The 26,255-nt window shown below is 69.1% G+C and carries 20 protein-coding genes and 1 pseudogene; 8 read left to right on the plus strand and 13 right to left on the minus strand.

Going from position 1 to position 26,255, the window contains the following annotated elements; genetic code table 11:
* Nucleotides 1-593: pseudogene (locus tag ABD024_RS15555) on the minus strand (LTA synthase family protein); the annotation flags it as partial.
* A gap of 56 nt (nt 594-649) precedes the next feature.
* Nucleotides 650-1,897 carry a multifunctional CCA addition/repair protein gene (locus ABD024_RS15560; protein ID WP_343855137.1) on the minus strand — a complete coding sequence of 416 codons (1,248 nt, stop codon included), beginning with the start codon at nt 1,895-1,897 and terminating at the stop codon, nt 650-652.
* A 126-nt stretch (nt 1,898-2,023) separates the two neighbouring features.
* Here ABD024_RS15560 and ABD024_RS15565 point away from each other — a divergent pair, with 126 nt between their 5' ends.
* Nucleotides 2,024-3,613, plus strand: a complete 1,590-nt coding sequence (locus ABD024_RS15565) for a tetratricopeptide repeat-containing sulfotransferase family protein (protein ID WP_343855141.1) — start codon at nt 2,024-2,026, stop codon at nt 3,611-3,613.
* Between the two features lie 12 nt (nt 3,614-3,625).
* On the opposite strand, the gene ABD024_RS15570 is transcribed toward ABD024_RS15565, so the two are convergent.
* On the minus strand, nt 3,626-4,564 hold the full coding sequence (locus tag ABD024_RS15570) for a complex I NDUFA9 subunit family protein (RefSeq protein ID WP_343855145.1): 939 nt from the start codon (nt 4,562-4,564) through the stop codon (nt 3,626-3,628).
* A gap of 18 nt (nt 4,565-4,582) precedes the next feature.
* The gene (locus tag ABD024_RS15575) at nt 4,583-6,622 is read right to left on the minus strand and encodes a transglycosylase SLT domain-containing protein (RefSeq protein ID WP_343855149.1); all 2,040 of its coding nucleotides are present in this window, start codon (nt 6,620-6,622) and stop codon (nt 4,583-4,585) included.
* Nucleotides 6,623-6,794: 172 nt separating this feature from the next.
* Between ABD024_RS15575 and ABD024_RS15580 the strand changes: the two genes are divergently transcribed.
* Nucleotides 6,795-8,345: a glycoside hydrolase family 17 protein gene (locus ABD024_RS15580; RefSeq protein ID WP_343855153.1), complete on the plus strand. Its 1,551-nt coding sequence runs from the start codon at nt 6,795-6,797 to the stop codon at nt 8,343-8,345.
* Here ABD024_RS15580 and ABD024_RS15585 read toward each other — a convergent pair.
* The 5 genes from ABD024_RS15585 to ABD024_RS15605 form a co-directional block, all read right to left on the minus strand.
* Complete coding sequence (locus ABD024_RS15585; RefSeq protein ID WP_343855156.1) at nt 8,259-8,675, minus strand: hypothetical protein; 417 nt, start codon at nt 8,673-8,675, stop codon at nt 8,259-8,261. The two genes, ABD024_RS15580 and ABD024_RS15585, sit on opposite strands and share 87 nt — an antisense overlap.
* A complete protein-coding gene (locus tag ABD024_RS15590) occupies nt 8,672-9,484 on the minus strand; it encodes an endonuclease/exonuclease/phosphatase family protein (RefSeq protein WP_343855160.1) in 813 nt (270 codons plus the stop codon). Before ABD024_RS15590 ends, ABD024_RS15585 begins: the two co-directional genes overlap by 4 nt.
* Before the next feature lie 136 nt (nt 9,485-9,620).
* The gene (locus ABD024_RS15595) at nt 9,621-10,271 is read right to left on the minus strand and encodes a thiol:disulfide interchange protein DsbA/DsbL (protein ID WP_343855165.1); all 651 of its coding nucleotides are present in this window, start codon (nt 10,269-10,271) and stop codon (nt 9,621-9,623) included.
* Between the two features lie 62 nt (nt 10,272-10,333).
* On the minus strand, nt 10,334-11,206 hold the full coding sequence (locus tag ABD024_RS15600) for a thiol:disulfide interchange protein DsbA/DsbL (RefSeq protein WP_343855169.1): 873 nt from the start codon (nt 11,204-11,206) through the stop codon (nt 10,334-10,336).
* A gap of 64 nt (nt 11,207-11,270) precedes the next feature.
* A complete protein-coding gene (locus ABD024_RS15605; protein WP_343855173.1) occupies nt 11,271-12,047 on the minus strand; it encodes a c-type cytochrome in 777 nt (258 codons plus the stop codon).
* A 115-nt stretch (nt 12,048-12,162) separates the two neighbouring features.
* On the opposite strand from ABD024_RS15605, the gene ABD024_RS15610 reads away from it, so the two are divergent.
* Entirely contained in the window at nt 12,163-12,873 is a 711-nt protein-coding gene (locus ABD024_RS15610; protein WP_343855177.1) for a GTP-binding protein, read from the plus strand.
* Nucleotides 12,874-12,970: 97 nt separating this feature from the next.
* On the opposite strand, the gene ABD024_RS15615 is transcribed toward ABD024_RS15610, so the two are convergent.
* Nucleotides 12,971-13,462, minus strand: coding sequence for a GAF domain-containing protein (locus tag ABD024_RS15615; RefSeq protein WP_343855183.1), 492 nt, complete (start codon nt 13,460-13,462; stop codon nt 12,971-12,973).
* 138 nt (nt 13,463-13,600) lie between these two features.
* Here ABD024_RS15615 and bioD point away from each other — a divergent pair, with 138 nt between their 5' ends.
* From bioD to ABD024_RS15635, 4 genes are all read left to right on the plus strand, one after another.
* Nucleotides 13,601-14,296: a dethiobiotin synthase gene (gene bioD / locus ABD024_RS15620; protein ID WP_343855188.1), complete on the plus strand. Its 696-nt coding sequence runs from the start codon at nt 13,601-13,603 to the stop codon at nt 14,294-14,296.
* A 27-nt stretch (nt 14,297-14,323) separates the two neighbouring features.
* On the plus strand, nt 14,324-14,671 hold the full coding sequence (locus ABD024_RS15625) for a hypothetical protein (RefSeq protein ID WP_343855191.1): 348 nt from the start codon (nt 14,324-14,326) through the stop codon (nt 14,669-14,671).
* Between the two features lie 100 nt (nt 14,672-14,771).
* A complete protein-coding gene (dcp, locus tag ABD024_RS15630) occupies nt 14,772-16,958 on the plus strand; it encodes a peptidyl-dipeptidase Dcp (protein ID WP_343855194.1) in 2,187 nt (728 codons plus the stop codon).
* A 150-nt stretch (nt 16,959-17,108) separates the two neighbouring features.
* Nucleotides 17,109-18,944: a monovalent cation:proton antiporter-2 (CPA2) family protein gene (locus tag ABD024_RS15635; RefSeq protein WP_343855197.1), complete on the plus strand. Its 1,836-nt coding sequence runs from the start codon at nt 17,109-17,111 to the stop codon at nt 18,942-18,944.
* Nucleotides 18,945-18,957: 13 nt separating this feature from the next.
* On the opposite strand, the gene ABD024_RS15640 is transcribed toward ABD024_RS15635, so the two are convergent.
* Entirely contained in the window at nt 18,958-22,392 is a 3,435-nt protein-coding gene (locus ABD024_RS15640) for an ankyrin repeat domain-containing protein (protein ID WP_343855199.1), read from the minus strand.
* 71 nt (nt 22,393-22,463) lie between these two features.
* A complete protein-coding gene (locus ABD024_RS15645; protein ID WP_343855201.1) occupies nt 22,464-22,757 on the minus strand; it encodes a YcgL domain-containing protein in 294 nt (97 codons plus the stop codon).
* A 275-nt stretch (nt 22,758-23,032) separates the two neighbouring features.
* Between ABD024_RS15645 and ABD024_RS15650 the strand changes: the two genes are divergently transcribed.
* Nucleotides 23,033-24,532, plus strand: coding sequence for an OmpP1/FadL family transporter (locus ABD024_RS15650; protein ID WP_343855205.1), 1,500 nt, complete (start codon nt 23,033-23,035; stop codon nt 24,530-24,532).
* Between the two features lie 74 nt (nt 24,533-24,606).
* On the opposite strand, the gene ABD024_RS15655 is transcribed toward ABD024_RS15650, so the two are convergent.
* The gene (locus ABD024_RS15655) at nt 24,607-26,022 is read right to left on the minus strand and encodes a coniferyl aldehyde dehydrogenase (RefSeq protein WP_343855209.1); all 1,416 of its coding nucleotides are present in this window, start codon (nt 26,020-26,022) and stop codon (nt 24,607-24,609) included.
* Between the last annotated feature and the right edge of the window lie 233 nt (nt 26,023-26,255).

Here is a 26,255-nt window from a genome sequence, read left to right on the forward strand (position 1 = left end):
TCACGGATGTTGCCGATCACCTCGGTGGTGTAGACCAGATAGTCCACCGCGATGAAATTGAAGCGCACGCTGAACTCGTTCCAGAACACCAGCTCGGACGCCGCCACGAACAGCAGTCCATACAACAGCAGCATGCCGAAGCCGTACAACATCCACTGGCCGACGCGCGAGGTATACGTGAACGCGGTCAGCGGCAGCACGAACAGGAACGGCAGGACCGCCGGCCAGCTGGTCTTGAGCGTGGCGTGGTACATCAGGTGCAGCGCGCCCAGGCAGATCGCGCAGGCCAGCACCGCGGCAGCCGCGGACAGCAACCAGCGCCGGAACCCCGGCATGCGCCCGGATCGCGTCGGTACCAGCCACAGGAACAGCACCAGCGGCCACGCCACGTAGATGTAGGTGACCAGGTCGTAGCCCAGCCCCACGCCGAACGCGTACAGCAGGTTAAGCGGTGTGTGCGGCACCTCGCTGCCGGACATCACCAACAGCACCACGCGGGTGGCGAACGAGATCGCCAGGTAGGTGATCGCGAGCCACAGCAGCGGGCGGAAACGCTGACGCAGGGAAGAGGTCGGGGTGAATGCACTCGACACGGGCAACTCCAGCAAGAAGTGATCGGACGCCGCGACGGGCGGAGGTCATCCGGGCTTTATACCGCGGATCCGCTTGGCGAAGGCTGAGTTTTCAGCGCGGCGATGGCGTGGATCCGCGCCGCATCCATCGCCTGGCCGATCGCCGGGCCGGCCAGGCCACGCGCGACGAAGTCGGCGGACTCGACCGCGGCGGCGGCGGCGCGCGCCGCGCGCAGGTAATCCGCCTGCGGGTAAGCGTCGTGCTCGTGGCCGCGCCGGCCGCGCTTGTCCGCCTCGCAGGCCGCAAGGAAAAGCTCCAGCCGCGCCGGCCGGCGCAGGGCATCCAGTGCGCCCAGCAGTTTCAGCACGGTGGCCGGCTTCAGCTCGAACGCGCGGTGCACGTTCAGATGCTCGCGGCAGACCAGCTCGGCCAGCGCGGCGTGTTCGGTCGGCACCTTCAGCCGCGCGGCCAGCGCGCGCAGCGGCGCCACGCCGCGATGCTCATGACCGATGTGGCGCGGCAGCTCATCGGATGGCGTCAGCGCCTTGCCGAGGTCGTGGGTCAGCGCGCAGAAGCCCACCACGTCGTTGCCCGGCGCGAGCCGTGCCGCCGCGTCCAGCACCAGCTCCACATGCACGCCGGTGTCGATCTCCGGGTGGAACTCCGCGCGTTGCGGCACGCCGTACAGCGCGTCGACTTCGGGAAACAGCACGGCCAGTGCGCCGCATTCGCGCAACACGCGCAGGAACATGGATGGCTGCGGCTCGCCCAGCGCCTTGCGCGTTTCCGCCCATACGCGCTCCGGCACCAGGTGGTCGACCTCGCCATCGGCCACCATCTGCCGCATCAACGCCATGGTTTCCGCGGCCACCGTGAAACCCAGCGGTGCGAAGCGCGCGGCGAAACGCGCCACCCTCAATACCCGTACCGGATCCTCGGCGAACGCCGGCGACACGTGGCGCAGCACGCGCGCCTCGATGTCGCGCACGCCGCCGAACGGGTCGGTCAGCGCACCGTGCTCGTCCTCGGCGATCGCGTTGATGGTGAGGTCGCGCCGGGCCAGGTCCTGCTCCAGCGTGATCGTCGGGTCGGCCTGGAACACGAAGCCGTGATAACCGCGCCCGCTCTTGCGCTCGGTGCGCGCCAGCGCGTACTCCTCGCCCGTGTCGGGATGCAGGAACACCGGGAAATCCTTGCCCACCGGCTTGTAGCCCAGCGCCAGCAGCTCCTCCGGCAACGCGCCGACCACCACGTGGTCACGGTCGACCACGGGGCGGTTCAACAGTTTGTCGCGGACCGCGCCGCCGACCAGGTAGATGTGCATGAGGGGGATTCTGCCATGCATGGCCGGGCCGGGATGGCATGCCGACCGATCGGTGGCGCTTTATGCCGCCGCCCCGCTCACGTAAGCTGGCGGTTGAAACCGACGGCGGGCAGGGGGCCCTCGACCATGGTGGCAAAGCAGGCTCATCCGCTGCTGCGGGATCGTGCCGCGGGTCTGTCGGCGGAGGCGGTGCAACAGCTCGACGAAGCCAGCGGCGCGATGGCCGACGGCGAACTGGAGCGCGCCGAAGCGGCTTTGGCCGCGGTGCTGGCGCTGGTGCCCGATAGCGTGGAGGCGCTGCGCCTGTCTGGCCAACTGCAGCAGTTGCGCGGCAACTACGCGCAGGCGGTGACGATCCTGCGCCAGGCGTTGACGCGGGATCCGCATGACGCCCTGGTGCACATCAACTTGGGTGTTTCGCTGCAGTCCCAGGGCGACAACGAAGCGGGCTTGTCGGCGTTGCAGCGAGCCTGCGAACTGGCGCCCGACTTCGCGCCGGCGTGGTTCAACCTGGGCCGGATGTTCCAGCTGCAGGGCCGGTCGGCCGGGGCGATCACCGCGCTGCATCGCGCGCTGGATCTCGATCCGGGCCATCTTGCCGCGCGGCTGGTGCTGGCCTCGGCGCAGACCAGTCTCGGCGCCGAGGTCCCGGCAGCCGCGAATTACCGCGAGGTGCTGCAGCGCCAGCCCGGCCATCCGGAAGCCTGGAGCGGCTTGGCCGGGCTGGACACCGAGCGCTTCGGCGAGAATGACGTGGCCCAGCTGCAGCGCGCCTTGCAGATGCCGCAGCCGGCGCCGCTGGCGCGCATCCGGCTCGGCTTCGCGCTGGCTCGCGCGCTGGAAGACCAGGGCGACTATCGCGCGGCCTTCCGTGCCCTGCGCAAGGCCAACGCGTGGCGGCGCCGGCAGCTGAACTGGAACGCGGCGGGAATGCGGGCGCGCGCCGATGCCATGCTCGCGGCGTTCGCCGAGCCGTTGACCGGGGCCGCGGATGCCGCGCTGGGCGAGCAGGTGATCTTCCTCATGGCGCTGCCGCACGCCGGTGCCGGGTTGGCCCGGCAGATCCTTGCCGCGCACCCGTACGTGGGTGGCGTCGACGAGTCGCCCGACCTGCAACGGGTGATCGGCGACGAGTCGGCCCGGCGCAGACAGCCGCTGTTGCAGTGGGTCGGCTCGGCCACGCCGGCGGACTGGACGCGTCTGGGCCAGGACTACCTGGCGCGCACCGCGCATTCGCGCCGCGGCCTGCCGCGCTTCATCGACGCAAACCGGCTGAACTGGCGCGTGGTGGGCGTGGCGCTGGCGATGCTGCCGGGCGCACGGGTGGTGCACTGCCGGCGCGACGCCCTGGAAACCTGTTTTGCCTGCTACCGCCAGCTGTTCGCCAGCGGCCACGACTTCAGCTACGACCTGGACGACATCGCCAGCTACTGGCGCGACCACGAACGGCTCGGCCGACACTGGCAGCGGTTGTTCCCGCAGCGATTCCTCGAACACGACTACGAGGCCTTGCTGGCCGATCCCGAGGCCCAGGTGCGCCGACTGCTGGCGTTCTGCGGACTCGAGGTCGACCCGGCCTGCCTGGGCTTCCGGCACGAGCCGATGGAGGCGCGCACCGCACTGCGCACGCGCCGGCCCTGGCTGCGCGAGCCGGCGCTGGCCGCGCGCTACGGCGCCGAGCTGGATCGCTTGCGGCTGTTGCTGGGCGTTCGCTGATCCGCGCCGCGCTCAGCGTTGCAGCGAACGCGCCGCGGCCAGCCGGCGTTGGCGCGGCGGCTCGTCGAGCAGCACCGGCAGCCACGGCGTGAACGCCTGCGGTTCGATGCCGAGCGCGGCGTAGCCATTCACCTTGCCGACCGAATCGGTGCGCAGCGAACGGAAGTTGTCCAGCGAGAAAGGTTTGCCGGGCAACAGCTCGGCGAACTGCGCCTGCAGCCGGCCGAGGCTATCGGGCAGCGCGATGACCGGCGTGCGCAGGCCGGCGGCAGCGCGGATCTTGCGCACGATCTCGCCTAGCGTGAGCACCTCGGGGCCGTACAGCTCGAAGCTGCGCCGCTGGCCCAGCGTCGGGTGATCGACGCAACGGGCGATCGCCTCGGCCACGTCGCCGACCCAGGTGGGCGCCATCCGCGCCTGCGCGCGCGCCAGCGGCAGCGCGGGCATCTGCCGCAGCAGCTTGGCGAAGCGGCTGACCAGGCCGTCGCCGGGGCCGAAGATCACGCTGGGCTGGTAGATCGTCCAGTCCAGCGCGGACGCCCGGACCAGCGCCTCGGCTTCGCCGCGGGTCTTCAGGTACTGCGACAGGCCCTGGCCGGCCTTCAGCGAGCTCATCTGATGCAGGCGCCCGACGTCGCTGGCGTGGCACGCGGCGATCAGCCGGCGCGCCAGTTCCACATGCGCGCGCTGGAAGCTGTGCCGGCCGCTCGGGTTGAGGATGCCGACCAGGTTGATCACCGCGTCGGCGCCGGCCAGCTGCCGACGCAGCACGTCGTCGTCGTAGATGTCGGCGCTGCGCACGCTCACCGTGGGCAACACGCCGAGCTCACGATGCTGCTCGCGGTTGCGGCTGAGCAGCACGATCTGGTGGCCGTCGGCGGCCAGGCGCGGCACCAGATGGCTGCCGACGAAACCGGTGCCGCCGAGGATGACGAGTTGCTGTGCGCTCATGCGAAGGCTCTCCTGCACTCAGGGCGTGGCGGATGCCGCACTGGCCGCTGCGGCCGGTGCGACGGCCGGCGGGCAGTCGACCGTGCGGCGCACCGTCGCAGCGGTCGGCAGTGCGTAGGGCTGGCCGATGGCGCCCATGCGGGTGGCCAGCGGCACCACCGTGTCGCCGCTCAAGCGCCAATCGTAGATCACGCTGAACGCCATCACCCGCGCCACGTACTCGCGGGTTTCCCGGTACGGGATGGTGGCGACGAACAGGTCCGGCGCCAATGTGCCGCGTGCGGCCAGCCATTGGTCGACCTTGTTCGGTCCGGCGTTGTAGGCGGCGCTGGCCAGCCACGGCGAACCGTTGAAGCGCGCGGCCATCTGCGCCAGGTAGCGCGTACCCAGCGCGATGTTGGTGGCCGGGTCGTACAGCGTGTCGCCGCCGCCCCAGTCGAGGCCGTTGCGTTTCGCCACCAGCGCGGCGGTGGCCGGCAGCAATTGCATCAGGCCGCGTGCGTCGGCGCCGGATTGCGCATCGCTCATCCAGGCACTTTCCGCGCGCAGGATGCCGTAAGCCCAGGCCGGCTCGATCCCGGCCAGCCCGGCCTGCGGCACCAGGCCGTCCTGGCTGGCCAGCGGGAAGCGCAGGTCGTACAGCCGCAGTGCGTCGCCGCTGCTCATGGTGAACACGGCGCGGTCGTACCAGCCGCGGCGGTTGGCCATGTCGGCGGCAATTCGTTGAGTGGCCGGATCGGCATCCTGCAGCGCGCGCGTCCATTCGCGCCGCGCCAGCTTCGGCAGATCCACCGCGTACAGTTCGAACGCGCGCAACAGGCCGGGGTTGGCCAGCAGGGTCTGTTCGCGTTGCGGATCGTCGGCCAGGGTCAGCGGGCAGATCGCGTACGGCTGGTCGAGCCGGTCGGCGGACAGGAAGCCGAAGAAGGTGGGCTTGTCGGCTTGGGCGCCGAGCAGCTGGTGCGCCTCGTCGTCACGGCCCAGCGCCGTCAGCGCGCGGGCGCGGAAGTACTGCCATTCACCGTCCTGCTGCTGGCTGGCGGGCATCGCGTCGAGGCCGGCCAGCACCGCGCGCCAGTCCTGCTGCGCCAGCGCCACGCGCACCCGCCATTCGCGGGTGCCGTCGGTCTGCGCGGCGGCAGGCAGGGCGATCAGCCGGGCCAGCGCGCCGTCGTCGAAATTGGTGGCGTGATACAGCGCCAGGGTCTGCAGGATCCGGTTGCGCTGTGCTTCGCTGAAACGGAAGCGCGACTGCAGTTTCTGCCAGGCCGTATCCGCGTCGCTGGTCTGGCGCCGGGCCAGCCGGGTCAGCGCCAGCGTGGCGGCCTGCCGCTGGCGCGTGCCGTCGGGCCAGTTGGCGGCGGCCGCCAGCGCGGCGGCCGGGTCGCGCAGCGCCAATGCAAGTTGCTGCGCGACGGCGCGTTCGGCCGCCGGCAACCAGCCGGCGAGGTTGGCGATGGTGCCGGCCTGACCGGCATCGGCAGCGCGGTCGATCCGCGTCCACAAGCGTGCGGCGGTCAGCAGGCCCTGGTCGTGCGCGGCGGCAAGCACCGGGTCGCAGACGTCGGGCAGGTTCGGCTTGGCCCACAGGCCGGCCAGGTCCTGCTCGAAATCCAGTGTGCCGCCATCGGCCAGGCGTGCCTGCAAGGCATTGCAGGCCAGCGTGTCGCCGAGGCCGGGCTGGTACAGCGCGAGGAACGTGCTCCAGTCCTGTCGGCGCGCCAGTTCCAGCAGGAAGGCGCGGCGCAGGTCGGCAGCGGGAATCCAGTCCGGGTATTGCGCGAGGTACGCCTCGACGCTGGCGCGATCGATCTGCTGGATGTCGTGTTGCAGCGCCGCCGCCTGCAGGTACGGGTACAGCGGGTAGTCGCGCAGGCCGCTGGCCAGGCTGCGCCAGCCATCGCCACCTTGCTGGGCCGCGGCATACGCCTGTCTGAAGGCGGTGCGCTGGGCAGCGTCGGGTTCGGCGGCGCGTGCCATCGCACTGGCCAGCAGCCAGCCGGCGACCAGCAGCAGCCAGGCCAGCGGAACACGCCGCGGTGAAGCGGAAACGAACATGGGAACTCCTGCGATTGATCACTGGCAGTGTAGTCGATGGTCCGGGCCGGCTTGTCGCGATTCGGTGAGTGTGGACACGCCTGCTAAGCTGGCACGCTTCATCTTCAGCATCTCCGGGATTGGCATGTCGTCAGCAGCTTCGCCCGCTTTTCGTCGAAACGGGTTGGCCTGGATGGTGTTGCTGCTGGCTGCGCTGGCCGGGGCGTACTGGTGGTGGGCGATCGGCCGACCGGTGGCGCTGCCGGATGCGCCGTCGGCGCGGATCGCCTGCGTCTCGTACGCGCCATTCCGCCAGGCCGGCGAGACGCCGCTGGACGCGAACGCCTACATCAGCCCTGAACGCATCGATGCGGACCTGCGTGCGTTGTCGCAGCGCTTCGACTGCGTGCGCACGTACTCGCAGGGGCAAGGCCTCAGCGCGGTGCCGCAAATCGCCGGGCGCTACGGCATGCAGGTGCTGCTGGGCATCTGGCTGGGTCGCGACGCGAAGGCGAATGCACAGCAGGTCGAGCTCGGCATCGCCACTGCGAACAAATACCCGCAGGTGCTGCGCGGGGTGATCGTGGGCAACGAGGTGCTGCTGCGCGGCGAGCTGTCATCGACGCAACTGGCCGGCTATCTGCGCCAGGTGCGTGCGGCGGTCCACGTGTCGGTGACGTATGCCGACGTGTGGGAGTTCTGGCTGCGTCACCCCGAGCTGGCCGGCTCGGTGGATTACCTGACCATCCACATCCTGCCGTACTGGGAAGACCAGCCGGTGCCGCCCGAAGGCGCCGTGCAGCATGTGGCGGCGGTGTACGCGCAGGTGCAACAGGCGTTTCCCGACCGCCGCGTGATGATCGGTGAGACCGGCTGGCCCAGCACCGGGCGGCCGCGCCAGGCGGCCAGCGCCAGCGTGGTCAACGAGGCGCGCTACCTGCGCGAGTTCCTGCGCTACGCGGCTACCGTGCACATGCCGTACAACGTGATCGAGGCGTTCGACCAGCCGTGGAAACGCGCGCAGGAAGGCACCGTGGGCGGTTACTGGGGGATCTTCGACGTGCAGGCGCGAGCGAAGTTCGCGATGCAGGGCCCGGTGACCGAGGAACCGCGCTGGTGGGCCGGCTGGCTCGCCGGCGCGGCCGGTGCCGCGCTGTTTGCGCTGATCGGCGCCTGGCGGCGACGCTGGCGCGGTTGGCGTGGCTGGAGCGCGCTGGCGTTGGCCGGCGTGGCCAGTGGCTGCGCGCTGGCCTGGCAGTACCGGCAGATGCTGTACGCCTGCCGCGACGGCTGGGAGTGGGCGGTGTCGTTCGCCGCCTGCGCGCTGGCCTTGTTCACCGCGCTGCAGCTGGCGCACTGGATCGCCGCGCGGCTGGCCGGCGTGATCGCGCCGGCCGCGCCGCCACGCTGGTTGCGGCTGGGCTGGCTGTTCGGGCTGGCGTTCTACGGGCTGCTGCTGGTGGTCGATGGCCGCTACCGGGATTTCCCGCTGGGCCTGTTCCTGCTGCCGTGCGTCGGCTATGCGCTGTTCGGCTGGCTGGGCGACCGGTATGCACCGGCGATGCCCTGGCTGGAGGAACGCTTTCTCGCGCCCTGGCTGCCGCTGCTGGCGGCGGTCGTGCTGGTGCAGGAGGCCGGGCTCACCGCGGTGGCGTGGCTATGGTTGGGAGTGAGCCTGCTGCTGGCCGTGCCGGTGCTGAGCGACTGGTACCGCGCGCGTCGCCTGCAGGCGCAGCAGGCGTAGACAGCCGATCAGCACGGCCAGCGCGCCGCTCTCGAAACAGTACAGCTGCAACGCGATGACGCCGAGCGCGGCGGCCAGCCAGGCCAGCCAAGCGCGTTTCCACAGCAGCGCCAGCGCCGTCGCCAGCAGTGCCGCGATGCCATAGACGTCATGCAGGAAACCCAGCACCAGCCATTGCCGCCAGCGACACCACCACGGCGCGTGGCCGCCGCCGCACTGTTGCGCCATCGTGGCGGGTTCGATCACACCGTAGCGCAACCACGCCGTGAACAGCGCCACCAGCAGCAACAGCAGCCATGGCCATGCCCGTTGCCACGTCGTCGACGTCATCGCCTCTTCCTCGGCGTGGCCTTGCCGCCGACGTGCGCCGGCAGCCGGATCTCCGCCGCCAGCGGCAGGTGGTCGGAGAACGCCTGCGGCAGTGCCCAGGTCTTCTCCAGCTGGATCGCCGGCGAGGTGAGGATGTGGTCCAGCGCGCGCCGCGGCTTCCAGCTGGGGAAGGTCAGCGTCGGCTGTGCCGGTGGCTGCAGGGTGGATTTGGCGAACAGCTGCTGCATCTCGCTGCTGCCCGGTTCGGTGTTGAGGTCGCCCATCAGCACGGCGTGCGGGAAATCCTGCAGCAACTCGGCGATGAAGCCGAGCTGGCGCGCGCGCGCCGGGGCGCTCAGCGACAGGTGCGCGATCATCACCGCCAGCGCGTTGTCGCCTTCGCCGAACTGGGCCAGCAGGGCGCCGCGGCCGGGGATCCGGCTGGGCAGTGGGTAATCCATCACCGAGGACGGCTCGAGCCGGCTGATCAGGCCGTTCGCCGAGTGCGCCAGCCTGGCCATCGCCCGGTTCGGCTGGTGGCTCCAGAACGGCAGGCCGGCGGTCTCGGCGAGGTAGCGGGTCTGGTTGAGGAAGCCGGAGCGCAGGCTGCCGGCGTCGGCCTCCTGCAGGCCGATCACGTCGAACTGCGACAGCACCTCGGCGAGCCGGTCGAGGTTGTCCATCTTGCTGCGCCCCGGCAACACCGCGTTGAGGCTGCGGGTGACGTATTCGCGGTAGCGCTGCACGCTGGCACCGGCCAGGATGTTGCAGCTCAGCAGGCGCAGGCGACGCTCGGCAGGGGCGGCTTGGGAAGTGGCGGTGCGGGTCATTGCAACACAGTACACGGGAAGGGGATGCCGGCGCCCATGATCGTGGATCATGCTCACGCGCCGGGCACTGCGGCCAGCATGATCCAGCGGACGTGAATGGTGCGCCAGCCGCGTTGCCGGGCGCCCCGTGCGACGCTTACTTGCCGGCCAGCTCGCGCTTGACCAGCCATTGCGTCACCGCAACCATCTCGTCGAACGAGTGCACCGCGGCCACGCGGTACTTGCCGTTGACCACGATGGTCGGGGTTCCGTCCACCTGCCACTTCTGGATCAACGCGAGATCGCTCTTCATCTGCGCCGTGGTCTGTGGCGCGGTGGCGACGCGCAGGAACTCGGCGCGGTCGACGCCCTCGCGGGCGTAGAAGTCGGCAAGCTCATCCATCGAACTGATCGGGTAGTGCTGGGCGAACTTGGCGTCGAACAATTTCAGGTGGGTGCGCTCGACCGCGCCAAGCTGCTTGGCTGCGTAGTACGCGCGCGCATACGGCAGCCACTCGGCGCTGAACGGTGCCGGCACCAGCTTGAATTCCACCCCGGCCGGCAGCTGCTTGCGCAACGCCTCGGCGACCGGCGCGAACTGCGCGCAGTGGATGCAGCCATAGGAGAACACCTCGACCACTTCCACCTTGCCCTCGCTGCTGTAGCGTTGGTACGGGGCGGGCAGGGTGACGTATTCGTTGCCCTCGGTGTACGGCGCCGGCGCACCGGGTTGCGCGGTGCAGGCGCTGGCCAGCAGCAGGCCGACGAGCAGGGTGAGTACGCGCGGGTGGGCGAATCGCTTGAACATGGGGTCTCTCTTCGCGGGGTGGCGGTGGGGATCGCCGTGCGGGTCAGATTAACCGAACCGGCTTACTTGCCGGCGGCTTCCTTGGCCACCAGCCATTGGGTCAGCTCGATCGACTGCGCGTAGCCGCCGGCAGAGCCCGCCGTGAAGCGGTACTTGCCGTTGACGATCATGGTCGGCGTGCTGTCCACCCCGTAGGCCTTCATCAGGTCGTCGGCGCGCTTCATCTTGGTGTTGACGGTGAACGAGTTGGCGACGCCGACGAATTCCTGCGGATCGACGCCGTACCTGGCGTAGAACTTCGCTGCGTCCTCGATCGTGGGCCATGCCGAGCGTGCCTTCAGCCCGCTGGACTTCAGGTTGTAGGTGGACAGCTCGCCGCTCTTCCACACCGCGTCGAACATCGCGTCGTGGGTCTTCCCGACCAAGTCCAGCGCTTGCGCCGCGTAGAACGCGCGCTGATACATCGGCCAGTTCTCGTCCGGACGGAACGAGGCAGCCAGGTAGTTCATCACCGCGCCCGGCGGCAGGCTCTTGGCGATCTGCTCGGCGGTGGAGTGGAAGCCGTTGCAGGCCGGGCAGCCGTAGGAGAACACCTCGGTCACTTCGATCTTGCCGGGATGGCTGGTCGGCTGCGCCGGATCGATCCGGAAGTAGTTCTTGCCCTCGACCCACTTGCCGTTGTCGATGAACGGCGCCGCGGCCACGGCCGGAGCGGGCGCGGCGGGGGTGGTCGCGGCCGGTGCGGCGGCGACCGTGCCGGTCGCGGCGGGCGTCGCGCTGCCGGCAGCTGCCGGTGCGGTGCTGGCCGGCGCGGCTTCGGCGCTGCTGCTGACGGCTGGCGCGGCCTGCTGGGCGGTGCCGCTGGTGTCGCTGTCATGGCTGCAGGCGGCAAGCGCGAGCAGGGCGGCACACAGGAACGGCAGACGCTTCAACATGGCAGACCTCGAAAGAGCGGAACGTAAAACCACAGCGCCGACACTTCGGTCGGCGCGGATTCGATCAGGGTGTGGCGGCCGGCTGGCTGTCGGCGCTGTGCAGGCCTTCGATGTAGCTGGCCAGGGCGGCGATGTCGTCGGCGCTCAGCTGCTTGGCGATCGCCGGCATGACCTGCGAGTGGGCGTCGTCGCCCCAGCTGGTGCCGTCGTGCCAGGCCTTCAGCGTGGCCTCGATGTACTGCGCGTGCTGGCTGGTCAGTTGCGGATACATCGCGCCCGGATTGCCGCGGCCATCGATGCTGTGGCAGGCCATGCAGGCCGGGATGCCGCGCGTGGCGTCGCCCTGGCGGAACAGCGTCTGGCCGTGCTCCACCAGCGCCTGGTCGGCCACGCCGGGCAGCGCGGTCTTGCTGGCGAAGTAGGCGCCGAGGTCGTGCATGTCCTGCTCGGACAGCGGCGCGGCCATGCCCATCATGATCGGGTTCTGCCGCTTGGCTGCCTTGAAGCTGGTCAGCTGGCGCACGATGTACTGCTCGCTCTGGCCAGCCAGCTTCGGGTACTGCGCGTCGGCGGAATTGCCATCCATGCCGTGGCAGGCGCCGCAGACCGCGGCCTTGGCCTGGCCCGCGGTGGCGTCACTCGGCTTGACCGCAGCCGCGGCAACGGCAGGCGCCGCCGCAGTGGCCGCGCCGGCGGGTGTTGCCGCGGTGCTGGCGGCGGCTGGCGTGGCAGTCTCCGGCTGGGCGTCTTGCGCCATCACGGCGCTGGCGGACAGCGCCAGCACAAGGGCCAGGGCAGACCCGAGAACCGTGGGTCGAAAACCAGCGGACCGAAAACTCATACACTTGACTCCCGAGAGACTTGCGAACACTGCCAGGGATTGCGGCCATGCGGCCTGCAACAGGCAGAAACCTCAGAATTATCCCGTGCCACCCTACCTTGGTCAAACCATTCCCATGCCCAATCCCCTGCAGGGCGCGCAATTCGTGCTCGCCGCCCACCGCATCAGCCAGCTTCCCGCCGACCAGGGCGCCGAGGTGGCGTTCGCCGGACGCTCGAATGCCGGCAAGTCCAGCGCATTGAACGCGCTGACCGGACACAAGGGGCTGGCGCGCACTTCCAAGACCCCCGGTCGCACCCAGCAGATGGTCGCGTTCAGCCTGCCGCCGTACAGGGATGTACCCGTGTCGCGGGCGCAGGATGCGCAGGAGCGACCGTCTGCCGCAACCGCCGGCGAGTCGGCGCTGGATCTGCGCCTGATCGATCTGCCCGGCTACGGCTACGCCAAGGTGCCGCTGGAAATGCGCGAGCACTGGAAGCTGGAGATCGACGCTTACCTGCACCAGCGCCGCAGCCTGCGCGGGCTGGTGCTGATCGTGGACATCCGCCATCCGCTGAAGGAATTCGACCGGATGATGCTGGAGTTCTGCTTCGCCACCCAGCTGCCCTGCCACCTGCTGCTGACCAAGGCCGACAAACTCTCCCGCGGCCAGGCCACCCAAGCGCTGGCCGCGCTGCGCAAGCAGTTCGCCGCCGAAGGCCTGTACGCCACCGCGCAGATCTTCTCGTCTTCCGCCGGCACCGGCGTGGACGAGGCGCGTCAGGCGGTGATGGCCTTGCTGCAGCAGCCGCGCGAAGGCGCGCACCAGACGCGCGAGCGCTCGTAGGAGCCCGCTCGCGGGCGATGCTTTTGGCGGAGATCGGGATCGGGATTCGGGAGAGCATCGCCCGCGAGCGGGCTCCTACGAAAATCGCCAAGGGTGATCAGCCGTGCACGGATTCCATGAATACGGCGCACAGCGCCTGCATCCCGGCGCGATCGTCTTCGTCGAAGCGGTCGGTGACTGGGCTGTCGACATCCCACACGCCGAGCAGGCTGCCGTCGGGCTTGATCAGCGGCACCACGATCTCCGACTGCGAGGCGGCGTCGCAGGCGATATGCCCGGCGAACGCATTGACGTCACGCACCAGCTGGGTTTCGCGGGTCTGCGCGGCGGTGCCGCAGACGCCGCGGCCGAGCGCGATGCGGATGCACGCCGGCTTGCCCTGGAACGGGCCGACCACCAGTTCGGTGCCGTCGTACAGGTAGAAGCCGGCCCAGTTGAGTTGCGGCAGGCTGTGGTAGACCAGCGCGCCGAAGTTGGCCGCGTTCGCGATCAGGTCGCGCTCACCGGCGAGGATGCCGCGCGCCTGCTGCACCAGGTCTGCGTAGTGCTCGCGCTTGCTGGCATGGGTGTGGGATTTCAGTTCGAACATGCGGCGTGTCCGGCGGCAAAGCCCGTATTATGCGCCGAGCGATCATGACGAGTAATGCAGTGTGAGCCTGGCTGGACAGCGCGAAGACCATCGAAGCGCCGTGGTGGCGAACCGTTTCGACCGGCGCAGCACGCAGGCATGACGGCCGCGCTGTTCATCGCCGGCACCGACACCGGCATCGGCAAGACCCATGCGGCGTGCACGCTGCTGCATGCGCTGCGCGCAGCGGGATACAACGCCTGCGGCATGAAGCCGGTCGCCAGCGGCTGCGTGGAAACCCCGAACGGCCTGCGCAACGACGACGCGTTGGCGCTGCAGGCGGCGGGCAGCGACGCGCACCTGCCGTACGCGCTGATCAACCCGGTGGCGTTGCGCGATCCGCTGTCGCCGCATCTGGCGGCGGCGCATGACGGCGTGGCGATTTCTCTCGCGCCACTGCGCGCGGCCTTCGATCAGTTGAGCGCCGGCCATCAACGCGTGGTGGTCGAAGGCGTGGGCGGCTGGCTGGTGCCGCTGGCGCCGGGATTTTTCGCGGCGGACATCGCGAAGCAGTGGCGTCTGCCGGTGATCCTGGTAATCGGGCTGCGGCTGGGTTGCCTCAACCATGCCCTGCTCAGCGCACGCGCGATCCTGGCCGATGGCTGTCACCTGCTGGGTTGGATCGGCAACCGGGTCGATCCGGAGATGGACGCACCGGAGGAAAACCTGGCCACGCTGCGCGAACTGCTGCCGGCGCCGTGCCTGGGCGTGCTGCCGCACGGGCTGGCGCCGGCCGCGGCGGCCGGTGAATTGACGGCGGCGGTATCGGCCTTCACATCGGTCGTGCTTGGATAGGTGCCGGTTCCTACCGCCGGAGGCAACATGGCCCGCAACCACTACTACCTCTCGATCGCCGACCTGGCTCACGCGCGCGGCGCCGATCCGCGTTTTGCGTACGACGGCGCCGGTCCGAACGATTTCGCCGCGGCGCTGCAGCAGGCCTTGCGCGACGACGGACTGTTCCAGCGCTGGCGCGCGGTGCAACCCGATCCGGATGCGGTGGACGGCAGCCTCGGCACCACCGACCCGGCGGCGCAGGTGAATGCCCGGGTCGCCGACTTGCGTACCGACGTCGACCTGATCACCGACTTGCCGATGAGCGTGGTGCGCCACCGGCTCTACCTGCTGATCGGTGCGGCGTGGCAGCTGCGCGACCTGCGCGCGGCTTGAGCGCAGGATCCTGCGCCGTTTGGAAAGTGCCCGCGCTGTCGGTACAGTCGGCGGCTACGACTTTCCGTACCCGGCGAGGGCACACCACTTGGGGAATCCGATGTTTCGTCTGCGCATGATTGTGATCGCCACCACGATAGCCCTGGCCGCCTGCTCGCAGACGCCGAACGAGGCCGCCAACCCACCCGCGCCGGCCGCTTCGGTCGCCGCCGCCAGCAGCACTGCCACCGCCATGACCAGCAACCCGTTCTTCAGCGCCAGCACGCTGCCGTTCCAGGCGCCGCCGTTCGACAAGATCAAGGATGCGGACTACCAGCCGGCGATCGAGGAAGGCATGCGCCAGCACCTGGCCGAGATCGAAAAGATCGCCAACGATCCGGCCACGCCCACGTTCGAAAACACCTATGTGGCGATGGAGAAATCCGGCGCCATGCTGCATCGGGTGATGGCCGCGTTCAGCGCCGTCACCGGTACGAACACCAACGACACGCTGCAGAAGGTGCAGGAAGAGGAAGCGCCGAAGCTGGCCGCGCATCAGGATGCGATCCATCTCGACAGCAAGCTGTTCCAGCGCGTCGAGACGATCTACAACCAGCGCGACACGCTCAAACTCGATCCCGAATCGGCGCGCCTGGTCGAAGTGGTCTACAAGGACTTCGTGCATGCCGGCGCGAAACTTTCCGACGCCGACAAGGCGAAGCTGAAGGACCTCAACAAGGAGGAGTCGACGCTGAGCACCGCGTTCACCAACAAGCTGCTGGCCGCCACCAAGGACGCCGCGCCGGTGATCGCCGACAAGGCGAAGCTGGCCGGCCTGTCCGACGCCGAGCTGGCCGCGGCGGCCCAGGCGGGCAAGGACCGCAAGCTGGACGGCAAGTACGTGCTGTCCCTGCAGAATACCACCCAGCAGCCCGAGCTGCAGGACCTCACCGACCGCGCCACCCGCCAGGCGCTGTTCGAGGCTTCGTGGAACCGGGCCGAAAAGGGCGACGCGAACGACACCCGCAAGACCATCGAGCGGCTGGCGCAGATCCGCGCTGCGCAGGCCAAGCTGCTCGGTTTCCCGAACTACGCGGCGTGGAAGCTGGACGACCAGATGGCGAAGACGCCGCAGACGGCGCTGAAGTTCATGCAGGACCTGGTGCCCGCGGTCACCGCCCGTGCGAAGACCGAGGCTGGCGACATCCAGGCGCTGATCGACAAGCAGCACGGCGATTTCAAGCTTGAGCCGTGGGACTGGAACTTCTACGCCGAGCAGGTGCGCAAGGCGAAGTTCGACCTCGACGAGAACCAGATCAAACCGTACTTCGAGCTGGACGACGTGCTGCAGAACGGCGTGTTCTACGCCGCCAACCAGCTGTACGGGCTGACCTTCAAGGAACGCCACGACATCCCGGTGTACCAGCCGGACGTGCGCGTGTTCGAGGTGTTCGACAAGGACGGCAAATCGCTGGCGCTGTTCTATACCGACTATTTCAAGCGCGACAACAAGAACGGCGGCGCCTGGATGGACAACCTGGTCACCCAGTCGAAGCTGCTCGGGACCAAGCCGGTGATCTTCAACGTCGCCAACTTCAGCAAGCCGGCCGCGGGCCAGCCGGCGCTGCTGTCGTTCGACGACGTGACCACCATGTTCCACGAGTTCGGCCATGCGCTGCACGGCATCTTCGCCGACGAGCAGTACCCAACCCTGTCCGGCACCAACACCGCGCGCGACTTCGTCGAGTTCCCGTCGCAGTTCAACGAGCACTGGGCGACCGATCCGAAAGTGTTCGCCCACTACGCGAAGCACTACCAGACCGGCGCGCCGATGCCGCAGGCACTGGTCGACAAGATGAAGAAGGCCGGCAAGTTCAACAAGGGCTACGAGATGACCGAGCTGGTCTCCGCCGCCTTGCTCGACATGAACTGGCACATGCTCGGTGCCGATGCGCCACTGCAGGACGCCGACCGGTTCGAGGCCGCCGCGCTGAAGAAGGACGGCATCGATCTCGGCTACGTGCCGCCGCGCTACCGCTCCAGCTACTTCCAGCACGTCTGGGGCAACGGCTACGCGGCGGGCTACTACGCTTACCTGTGGACGCAGATGCTGGCCGACGATGCCTTCGTGGGCTTCAAGGAGCACGGCGGCCTGACCCGCGAGAACGGCGACCGCTTCCGCGCGATGGTGCTCTCGCGCGGCAACAGCGAGGAGCTGGCGAAGATGTACAAGGACTGGCGCGGCCAGGATCCGCAGATCGAACCGATGCTGGAAAACCGCGGGCTGAAGGACGCGCCGAAGAAGTAAGCGGCGCACCGCCCTTGCATGCCGATCAGGCCCGCCTCGCGCGGGCCTGATCTTTTTCGGCCACCGCGTCATGGAAACGAATGCGAGGATGCCGTGCGGTCATCTTTCGCGTGGAATAATCGGGCATCGCCGACCGGAGTCACCCAGCGCGTGGACAGTCACCATTTCCTGCAGACCGCGGTGGTGTTCCTGCTGGCCACGGTGATCGCGGTGCCGCTGACCAAGCGCTTCCGGCTGGGCGCGGTGCTGGGCTACCTGATCGCCGGCGTGGCGATCGGGCCGCAGCTGCTCGGTCTGGTCAACGACACCGAAGGGGTCGCCACGATTTCCGAGTTCGGCGTCGAGCTGATGCTGTTCGTAATCGGCCTGGAGCTGTCGCCGCAACGCCTGTGGGTGATGCGCCGCTCGGTATTCGGCACCGGCCTGCTGCAGGTGCTGGCGACCAGCGTGGCGATCGCGGCAGCCGGGTATTTCCTGTTCGGTCTCACCGGCAAGGGCGCGGTGATCGTAGGCGGCAGCCTGGCGCTGTCGTCCACCGCGTTCGGCCTGCAGATCCTGGCCGAGCGCAAGGAGGCCGGCTCCGCCTATGGGCGTCAGGTGTTCGCGGTGCTGCTGTTCCAGGACCTGGCGGCGATCCCGCTGATCGCCGCGGTGCCGCTGCTGGCTTCATCCACCGCGCAGGATTTCAACCTGTTCGCGGTGCTGCGCACGGTCGGGGTGATCGTGGCGGTGATCGTCGGCGGCCGCTACCTATTGCGCCCGGTGTTCCGCTTCGTGGCGAAGGCCGATTCGGTCGAAGTGTTCACCGCCACCGCGCTGCTGGTGGTGATGGGCGTGGCCCTGCTGATGGAGATGGCCGGCGTCTCGGCCACCCTGGGCGCGTTCCTGGCCGGCATGCTGCTGGCCGATTCGGAGTACCGGCACGAACTGGAATCGAACATCGAGCCGTTCAAGGGCCTGCTGCTGGGGCTGTTCTTCATCAGCGTCGGCATGTCGATGGACCTGTCGCTGCTGCTGCACCGGCCCGGGTTGATGTTCGGTCTGGTCGGCGCCTTGCTGCTGCTGAAGAGCGTGCTGCTGTGGCCGCTGGGGCGGCTGCTGGGCGGGCTCAACCGTTCCGACACGCTGCGCCTGGTGGTGCTGCTGGCCTGCGGCGGCGAGTTTGCGTTCGTGGTGCTGCGCCAGGCGGCCGAACAGCGGCTGATCGGCGTGGTCCAGCGCGACGCGCTGGTGCTGGCGATCACCTTGTCGATGGCGCTGACCCCGCTGCTGGTGGTGTTGGCGGCGAAGGCGCTGAACGTGAGGCCGAAGAAACCGGCGCGCGAGTTCGATGCGATCGAAGCCGACACGCCGCGGGTGATCATCGCCGGCTTCGGTCGGGTCGGCCAGATCATCGCCCGCGTGCTGCGCGCGCAGAACATCCCGTTCGTGGCGCTGGAGCATTCGGCCGACCAGGTGGACCAGTCACGTCGCTTCGGCAGCGTCAACCTGTTCTTCGGCGACCCCGCGCGACCGGAGCTGCTGCGCGCGGCGCGGGCCGACAAGGCCGAGGTGTTCGTGCTGGCCACCGACGACCCGGAGGCGAACCTGCGCACCGCGCGGCTGGTGCGGCGGCAGTACCCGCACCTGAAGATCATCGCCCGTGCGCGCAACCGCCAGCACGTGTTCCGGCTGATGGACATGGGCGTGGAGGAACCGATCCGCGAAACCTTCCACTCCAGCCTCAAGATGACCCGCAAGACGCTGGAGGCGCTGGGCCTGCCGCACGAACTGGCGGCCGATCGGGTTGAGCGCTTCCGTCGCTACGACGAGGAACTGCTGAAGAAGCAGGCGCTGGTCTACGACGACGAGACCAAGCTGATCCAGAGCACGCGTGACGCGCTGGTCGACCTGCAGCAGTTGTTCGACGCGGATGCCGAGCGCAGCGCGCAGCGTGAGCGCCAGCGCGACGCGGACACGTCGCTGACCGGCGAGGAAGAGGAATAGATCGGCGCCATCCCTAGTCCGACGGCTGCGCCGGCTGGCGCAGGGTCTGTCGCACGCTGGGGATCGCGCTGCTGCGCGCGGCCAGCTCGTGGGCGATGTCGACGTAGCCCAGCTGCCGCGCCACGTCGGCCGCAGTGCGCCCGAACGCATCGGCCGCGTTGCGGTCGGCGCCACGCGACAGCAGCACGCGCGCCGGTGGCAGCAGGGCGTGCATGGCGCAGGCGTGCAGCGCGGTGACGCCGCGCTGGTCGGCGTGTTCCACCCGGGCACCGGCATCCAGCAGCAGCGGCACCAGCGCACCGATGTGGGTGGCGTCGCATGCATTGCCCGGGTGCAGCTGTGCACCGAGCAACAGCAGCAACGGCGTCTTGCCTTCGTTGTCCGCGTGGTTGATGTCGGCGCCGTGCTTGAGCAGGCCATCGAACAGGCGCCGCGCGCGCAGGCTGTCGTTGTGTTCGAAGCCGAACTGCGCGGCCGCGTGCAGCGCGCTGCGGCCGGCGTCGTCGACGGCGTTGACGTCGGCGCCGGCGTCCAGCAGCTGTTCGGCGATGTCGGGGTAACCCATGGCCGCGGCCACCATCAAGGCGGTGGCCTCGTTCGGCAGGCGCTGATCGACTGCGACCGCATGTTGCAGCAGCAGCGCGACCAATGCCTCGCGGCGCGCGGCCACCGCGGCGGCCAGCGGGGTCACGCCGCCGCGCGCGGCCAGTGACGGATCGGCACCGGCCTCGAGCAGGCGGGCGGCGATGTCGCGGTGGCCGGCGCCGCAGGCGTGCAGCAGTGCGGTGGCACCCTGGCCGTCGCGGGTGTCCACGGCGAAGCCCAGCTCCAGCAGGCGTTGCACGCTGGCCAGCGCGCCGGCCTTGGCGGAGGCGGGCAGGTCGTCGGCGCGCAGCGCGCGGTTCGGCCGCGGCCAGTCGCGCCAGTCCAGCCAGCGCTCCACTGCCGGATGTTCCAGCGCCAGGCCCAGCGGCGTTTCGCCGTTCGCGTCGGCCGCCTCGGGATTCGCGCCGTGGGCGATCAGCGCACGCACCAGCGGCAGCGCCTGTGCGCCATGTTCCAGCGCGGCGAACAGCGGCGTGCGGCCGTCACGGTCGCGCGTGTTCGGGTCGCAGCCGCGGGCCAGCAGCGCCTGCAGCAGCGGCAGCTGTGCGTTGACCACGGCCAGCTGCAGCGGGGTGCGTTCACGGGCGTCCGCGCCGAACGGATCGGCGCCGCGTTCGAGCAGGTTCAGCGGCAGCGCGGCGCCCTGGGCGGCCCCGTTCAAATGCACCAGCGCCTGCGCCAGCAGGCCGGTACCGGCGGGGCTGGCACCGGCCTGCAGCAGGTCGTCCACCGCTTCGGTGGCGTCCGGCAGTTGCTGCAGCAAGGCGTCGAACAGGCGCTGGCCCAGCGGCGGCAGGTGCGGCGCGTCGGTGGTTTCGGCGTCGTCGATGCGCGGCGCTTCCAGTCGGGCTTCGGCATCCAGGCCGTGGTCGAGCAGCCAGCGGCGGGCCGCGGCGAGGCCCGGCGTGGCCAGGTCCAGGTACAGCCGGGCCAGCTCCGATTGCGGCCATTCGCGCACGCGCTCGATGAAGCCGGAGACGATCGCCCAGTGGCCGAAACGCAACGCGTCGAGCAAATGCGCCGGGGTGTCGCTGCCTTCGCCCAGCACGTCCTGGCTGAGGCTGGCCGGCAGCGGCGTGTCCGGATCGAGCAGGGCGACCAGGTCCCAGCGTCCGGCGGCGGCGGCGTGGTCGAGCGCGCTGCGGCCGTCGCTGCCGACGGCCTTCGGCTCGGCGCCCAGCGCCAGCAGCGCGCGCACGGTTTCGCTATGCGCACGCGGCGACTGGCAGGCCAGGGTCAGCGCATCGCGGCCGTGGTTGTCGCGCAGGCCGGCGTCCGCTTTCGCCTCCGCCAGCAATTGCACGATGCCGCCGGCACCGGCGCGCGCCGCTTCCATCAGCGCGCTGCTGCCGTGGCGGTCGACCAGGTTGACGTCGGCGCCGGCGGCGCACAATGCGCGGGCGATCTGCTCGTGGCCTTCGGCGGCCGCGCTGAGCAGCGCGTGCCGTTGCCGCGCGTCGACCGCGTTGACCGCGGCTCGATGCTTGAGCAGCAGTTTCACGCCTTCGACATCGTCGTCGGCGATGCCGGCGGCGGCGACCAGCGCCGGCTCGCCGTCGGCCGGAGCCGGCTTGGCGCCGTGCTCGAGCAGGAATTTCACCAGCGGCCAGTTGGCGGCGCGGCAGGCGGTGGCGAGCGGGCTGATGCCGGCCTTGTTCAGCGCGTTGATCGGTGCCGCCGCGTCCAGCAGCATCGCCGCCACGCCGGCGTCGGCACTGAGCACGGCACCGTGCAGCGGCGTGTTGCCCTCGGCATCGGTGACCAGCGGGCTGGCACCGTTGGCAAGCAGGGTCAGCACCGCCTCGGCGCGGCCGTGCCAGCTGTCGCGGGTGGCGGCCAGCAGCGGGGTGATGCCGCCGCTGGCGCGGTTCACGTCGGCGCCCCTGGCGATCAGCGCGCGCAGCAGGCGGGTATCCGGCAGCAGTGCGGCCAGCATCAGTACCGGGCGCTGGTCGCGGTCGTCGCTGGTCGGCGCGGTGTCGGGGTCGGCCGCGGCCTCGACCAGGGCCAGCGCACGCTCGATGTCGCCGTCGCGGGTGGCGGCGAGCAGGGCAGCGGCCTGTTCCGGCGTGCCGGCGGTGCGTTCCTGTTCGCTCAGCACCGGGCGCGGCGCGGCGGCCGGCGCGCGATCGGTACGTCGGCGCGGCTGGTGGCGTTCGCACAGCAACGCGCGCAGCGTGCGGTTGGCGATCACCAGGCAGCCCAGCGGCAGCAGCAGCACGCCGTAGATCGCCAGCGCGGCGACGCGTGGCTCCGGCGGCAGCACGCCGTACAGGCCGGTCAGCGCGATCGCGCCGAACGCCAGCACCAGCAGCGCGAACGCAGCCGGCAGGAAGTGGCTGAAGAAACGCTCCTCGCGCGACAGGTGGCGGCCGAACGCGATGCTGCGCAAGGTGGCGGTGAAGATCCACGAACCGTCGCGCTGGCTCGGGTAGGCGTCGTCCCACACGAACACCAGGCCGAACGCCGGCCACAGCCGCCACAGCGTGACCAGCGCCAGCACCAGCGCCGCAGCCAGCACCAGCGCCGCGCTGAGGCTGGGCGCCTGGGTCAGCTGCAGCATCGGCCAGGCGACCAGCACGAACACCAGCACGGTGTAGCCGGTGAACATCACCAGGTGCGCGGCGCCGCGGCGCAGCACGGTGCGGCCGAAGCGCGGCTCGGGGTCGAAGCCGATCGCGTGGCAGATCGCCGCCATGGTCAGCGCGTTCGCCAGCAGCAGCGGAAGCAGGGTCAGCGGATGGGTGACCAGGCCGGCGACGGCGACCGCGAGCAGGCCCGGAATGAACCAGGCCAAGGCATGCAGGAACGGAGGGCGGCGGCGCGATTTGGGCTGGGTCATGGGGACAGTATAGAAATCGTTGGATGTGCAGACGGTAACCAAGTGTTAACGCCGGCGGCATGATGCGCGATTCACTCGTCCCGATCATCCCTCGGCGAATGCGTATAGGCGGGATGGTTGGCAGTGGCCAGGGTTTCCTGCGGCGGCAGCTGCAGGTGCCAGCCCTGCGTGCGCAGGTGTTCGAGCACCTGCGCGGTGTCCTCGACCGGCAGCCTGCGCTGCTCGTCCAGCTGCACTTCCATCACGAAGCGCAGTTCACCCAGCAACAGCACCAGCGGCTCGGGCAGGGTGTCGAACGCATCGCGCTGCGCCAGCCATAAATAGCTGTCGACCTTGCGCAGGCTGGCATAGATGAAACATTGCATGACGGCACCGTGTCGAGTTGAGGCCGGGCGACGCCCAGACAGGAGAGGGTAACAGCGCGCCCGCCGATGGACTGGCCTCCCAGTTTGCATCACCCGATTGAGATGCCGGCGTTAGTTATTTGTTGCGGCCGCACTTGCAACACCTTGTCCAAGAGGGCAAAGTTCAGCGCATGAAGTTCAAACGTACGTATGAATGCGTGCGTTCCGTCGGTTAACTACCCGCTAATTACCCGTTAACTACCCCGAGCTGCACCAACAACATGCAGGAGCTAGCGATGCACAAGTCTTTTCGTTCCCTCACGGGCACCGCCCGTCCACTGGCATTCGCCGCCTTGAGCATTGCGGTCATGGGCGCCTTGTTCGCACCCGCGAGTGCCGATGCCAGTGCGTTCCAGCTCAAGGAGAACAGCGCCAAGGGGCTGGGCCGGGCCTATGCGGGCTCCGCCACCGCTGGCGGCGATGTCTCGGTGGTGGTAAACAATCCGGCGGCGATGACCGAGTTGGACGGCACCTATTTCCAAGCCGATGTCACCGCCATCAATTTCAGCGCCAAGTTCGATGGCAGCGCGCACGACGTGCTGGGCCGTCCGATCTCCGGTGGCAACGGCGGCGATGCCGGGACCACCCTGCCGGTGCCGGCGTTGTTCCTCTCCAGCAAAGTTTCGGACAAGGTGCACCTGGGCTTCGGCTTCTCGGTGCCGTTTGGCTTCCAGACTGAATATGATCGTGACTGGGTGGGTCGCTATAACGGTATCAAGTCCAAGTTCCAGTCGCTCGATGCCACCTTTTCGGCGTCGTATGATGTATCCGACACCTTCGCCTTGGGCGTGAGCGCGATCGCGCAGCGCACCTCAGCCGAGCTCACCAGCGCGATCAACTTCAACGCCGTGGGCCTGAGCATCCAGCAGGGCATCGGTGCGCAGACTGCGGCCGGCATCGCGCAAATCCAGGCTGCTGCCGCCGCCGGCCAGATTTCGCCGGCGCAGGCTTCCGCCATGATCCAGGCGGCCGCGCAGCAGGGCCAGGCCGCGGCGGCCGGCGTGGCGGCGGTGACGCCTCCGGGCGTGGACGGCTATGCCCGCATCAAGGGTGACGACTGGGGTTACGGCTACCAGGTCGGCGCCTTCTGGAAACTCACGCCAAACGACAAGCTGGCGCTGAACTACCGTTCCAAGATCAGCCATCGCCTGCAGGGCACCGGCAACTTCACCACCACGCCGGGCTACGGCCTGCTGCTCAGCAATCCGGCGCTGGCCAGCTCGATTCCACCGTTCGCCAACACCTCGGGCACTGCCAACTTCACCACGCCGGCCGTGTTCAGTGCGAGCTATTGGCACCAGGCGGAGAAGTTCGGCCTGGGTATCGACTTTGCCTACACCAAGTGGGACGTGTTCAAGGAGCTGCGCGTCAAGTACGGCAACGCGGCGCAGCCGGATACCTCCGAGACGTTCAATTGGCGCAATACGGTCTACGCCTCGGTCGGTGGCGACTACTACCTCAACGACAAGGTCACGCTGCGCGCGGGTATCGCGGTCGACACCACGCCGACCTACAACACGGTGCGCGACGTGCGCGTGCCGGACTCCACCCGCAAGCTGGCGACTGTGGGCATCGGCTACAAGGCGAGCGAGCATTTCGAGATCAATGCGTCGTATGCGCACATCTTCGTGAACCAGGCGCACGTCAACAGCACCGGCTCGACCGGTGATGTGGTCACCGGCAATTTCAAGGACTACGGCAACCTGCTGAGCCTGTCGGCAATGTACAAGTTCTGACGCCCGGCCGTGCTGTAACCGTATAAAAAAACCTCCCCGCTTCGGCGGGGAGTTTTTTTGCACACGAGGAATGGTCAGCCGCGGCGCAGCAATAAATCGAGCATGCGCCGGAAGCGTGCGCCGTACGGTGGATTGAGCAGGCCGGCACCGTTCCAGCGGGCCTGGCGGAACACCGGCTTCAGGTGCGAGAACGTGCGAAAGCCGGCCTCGCCGTGATAGCCGCCCATGCCGGACGCGCCGACGCCGCCGAACGGCAGGTCGTGCTGGGCGATGTGGTACAGCGTGTCGTTGACGCTGACGCCGCCGGCGTGGGTGCGCGCCAGCACCCGGTCGATGCGGGCCTGATCGTGTTCGAACAGGTACAGTGCCAGCGGATGCGCGTGTGCACCGACGTAGGCGATCGCCTCGTCCAGCGAGTCGTACGGCACCAGCGGCAGCAGCGGGCCGAAGATCTCCTCGCGCATCACCGCCATGCTGTCGTCGACTCCGGTCAGCAGCTGCGGCGGCAGCAGTCGGCGAGCCGGATCTTCCGTTGCCTCGCCGAGCGGATGCGCGTGCGCGCCGGCGGCCAGCGCACCATCGCGCAGGTCGGTCAGGCGCCGGTACTGGCGGTCGGAGACAATGCTGGCGTACTGCGTGCTCTGATCCAGTTGCGGATACATCCGCGCCATCACCTTGCCGGCCAGGTCGATGAACTCGGTCTCGCGTGCGCGTGGCAACAGCACGTAGTCCGGCGCGATGCAGGTCTGTCCGGCGTTGACCAGCTTGCCGAACAGGATGCGCTCCACCGCGTGTTCGAGGCGCGCGCCCGGGCCGATGATCGCCGGCGACTTGCCGCCCAGCTCCAGCGTCACCGGGGTCAGGTTGGCCGCGGCCGCACGCATCACGTGATGACCGACCGTGGTGGAGCCGGTGAACAGCAGGTGGTCGAACGGCAGCGCGGAGAACGCCTGCGCCACCGCGGCGTCGCCATTCACCACGATCACTTCGTCGGGTGGGAAGTACTTCGCCACCTGCTCGGCGAACAGCGCCGAGAAGCGCGGGGTGAACTCGCTCATCTTCAGCATCGCGCGGTTGCCGGCGACCAGCGCGTCGACCAGCGGGCCGACGGCCAGGTACAACGGGTAGTTCCACGGCACGATGATGCCGACCACGCCGCGCGGCTGCGGCCGCAACTCGGTGCGCGCGGGCAGGAACAGCAGACCGGCGAGGCGCCGCCGCGGCTTCATCCAGCGCCGGCCGTGGCCGAGCGCGTGACGGATCGCCGACAGGCTGGGAAAAATCTCCAGTAGGTCGGTTTCCTCGGCCGGGCGCTGGCCGAAATCGGCGCTGATCGCCGCGGCGAATGCCGCGCGCTGTTCGAGCAACATGGTCTCCAGCGCACGCAGCCGCTTCGCGCGGACGTCCCACGACGGCATCGGGTCAGCCGCATGCGCGGTGCGCATGCGCGACAGCGCAGAAGTCAGTTCAATGATCATTGGATCGGGCATGGATAGGCACTCACTGTGTGCGGCGAAATTCGTCGAAGAACGAGTGGTCGATCCATGGGACAAATTCGCTCTGGCCCTTCTTCGGTTTCGACGTGCGGGACGCTCCATGTGATCACATGAACCGTACTCGCAGCCCCACGTCGTAGCAACGACGCGAGGCTATGGTGAGGCGGACTTACTCGCCGATCGTCAGCAGTGAAGCATTGCCGCCAGCCGCGGTGGTGTTGATGGTA

The sequence above is a fragment of the Rhodanobacter soli genome (assembly GCF_039523495.1).
GTDB classification, from domain to species: Bacteria; Pseudomonadota; Gammaproteobacteria; order Xanthomonadales; family Rhodanobacteraceae; genus Rhodanobacter; species Rhodanobacter soli.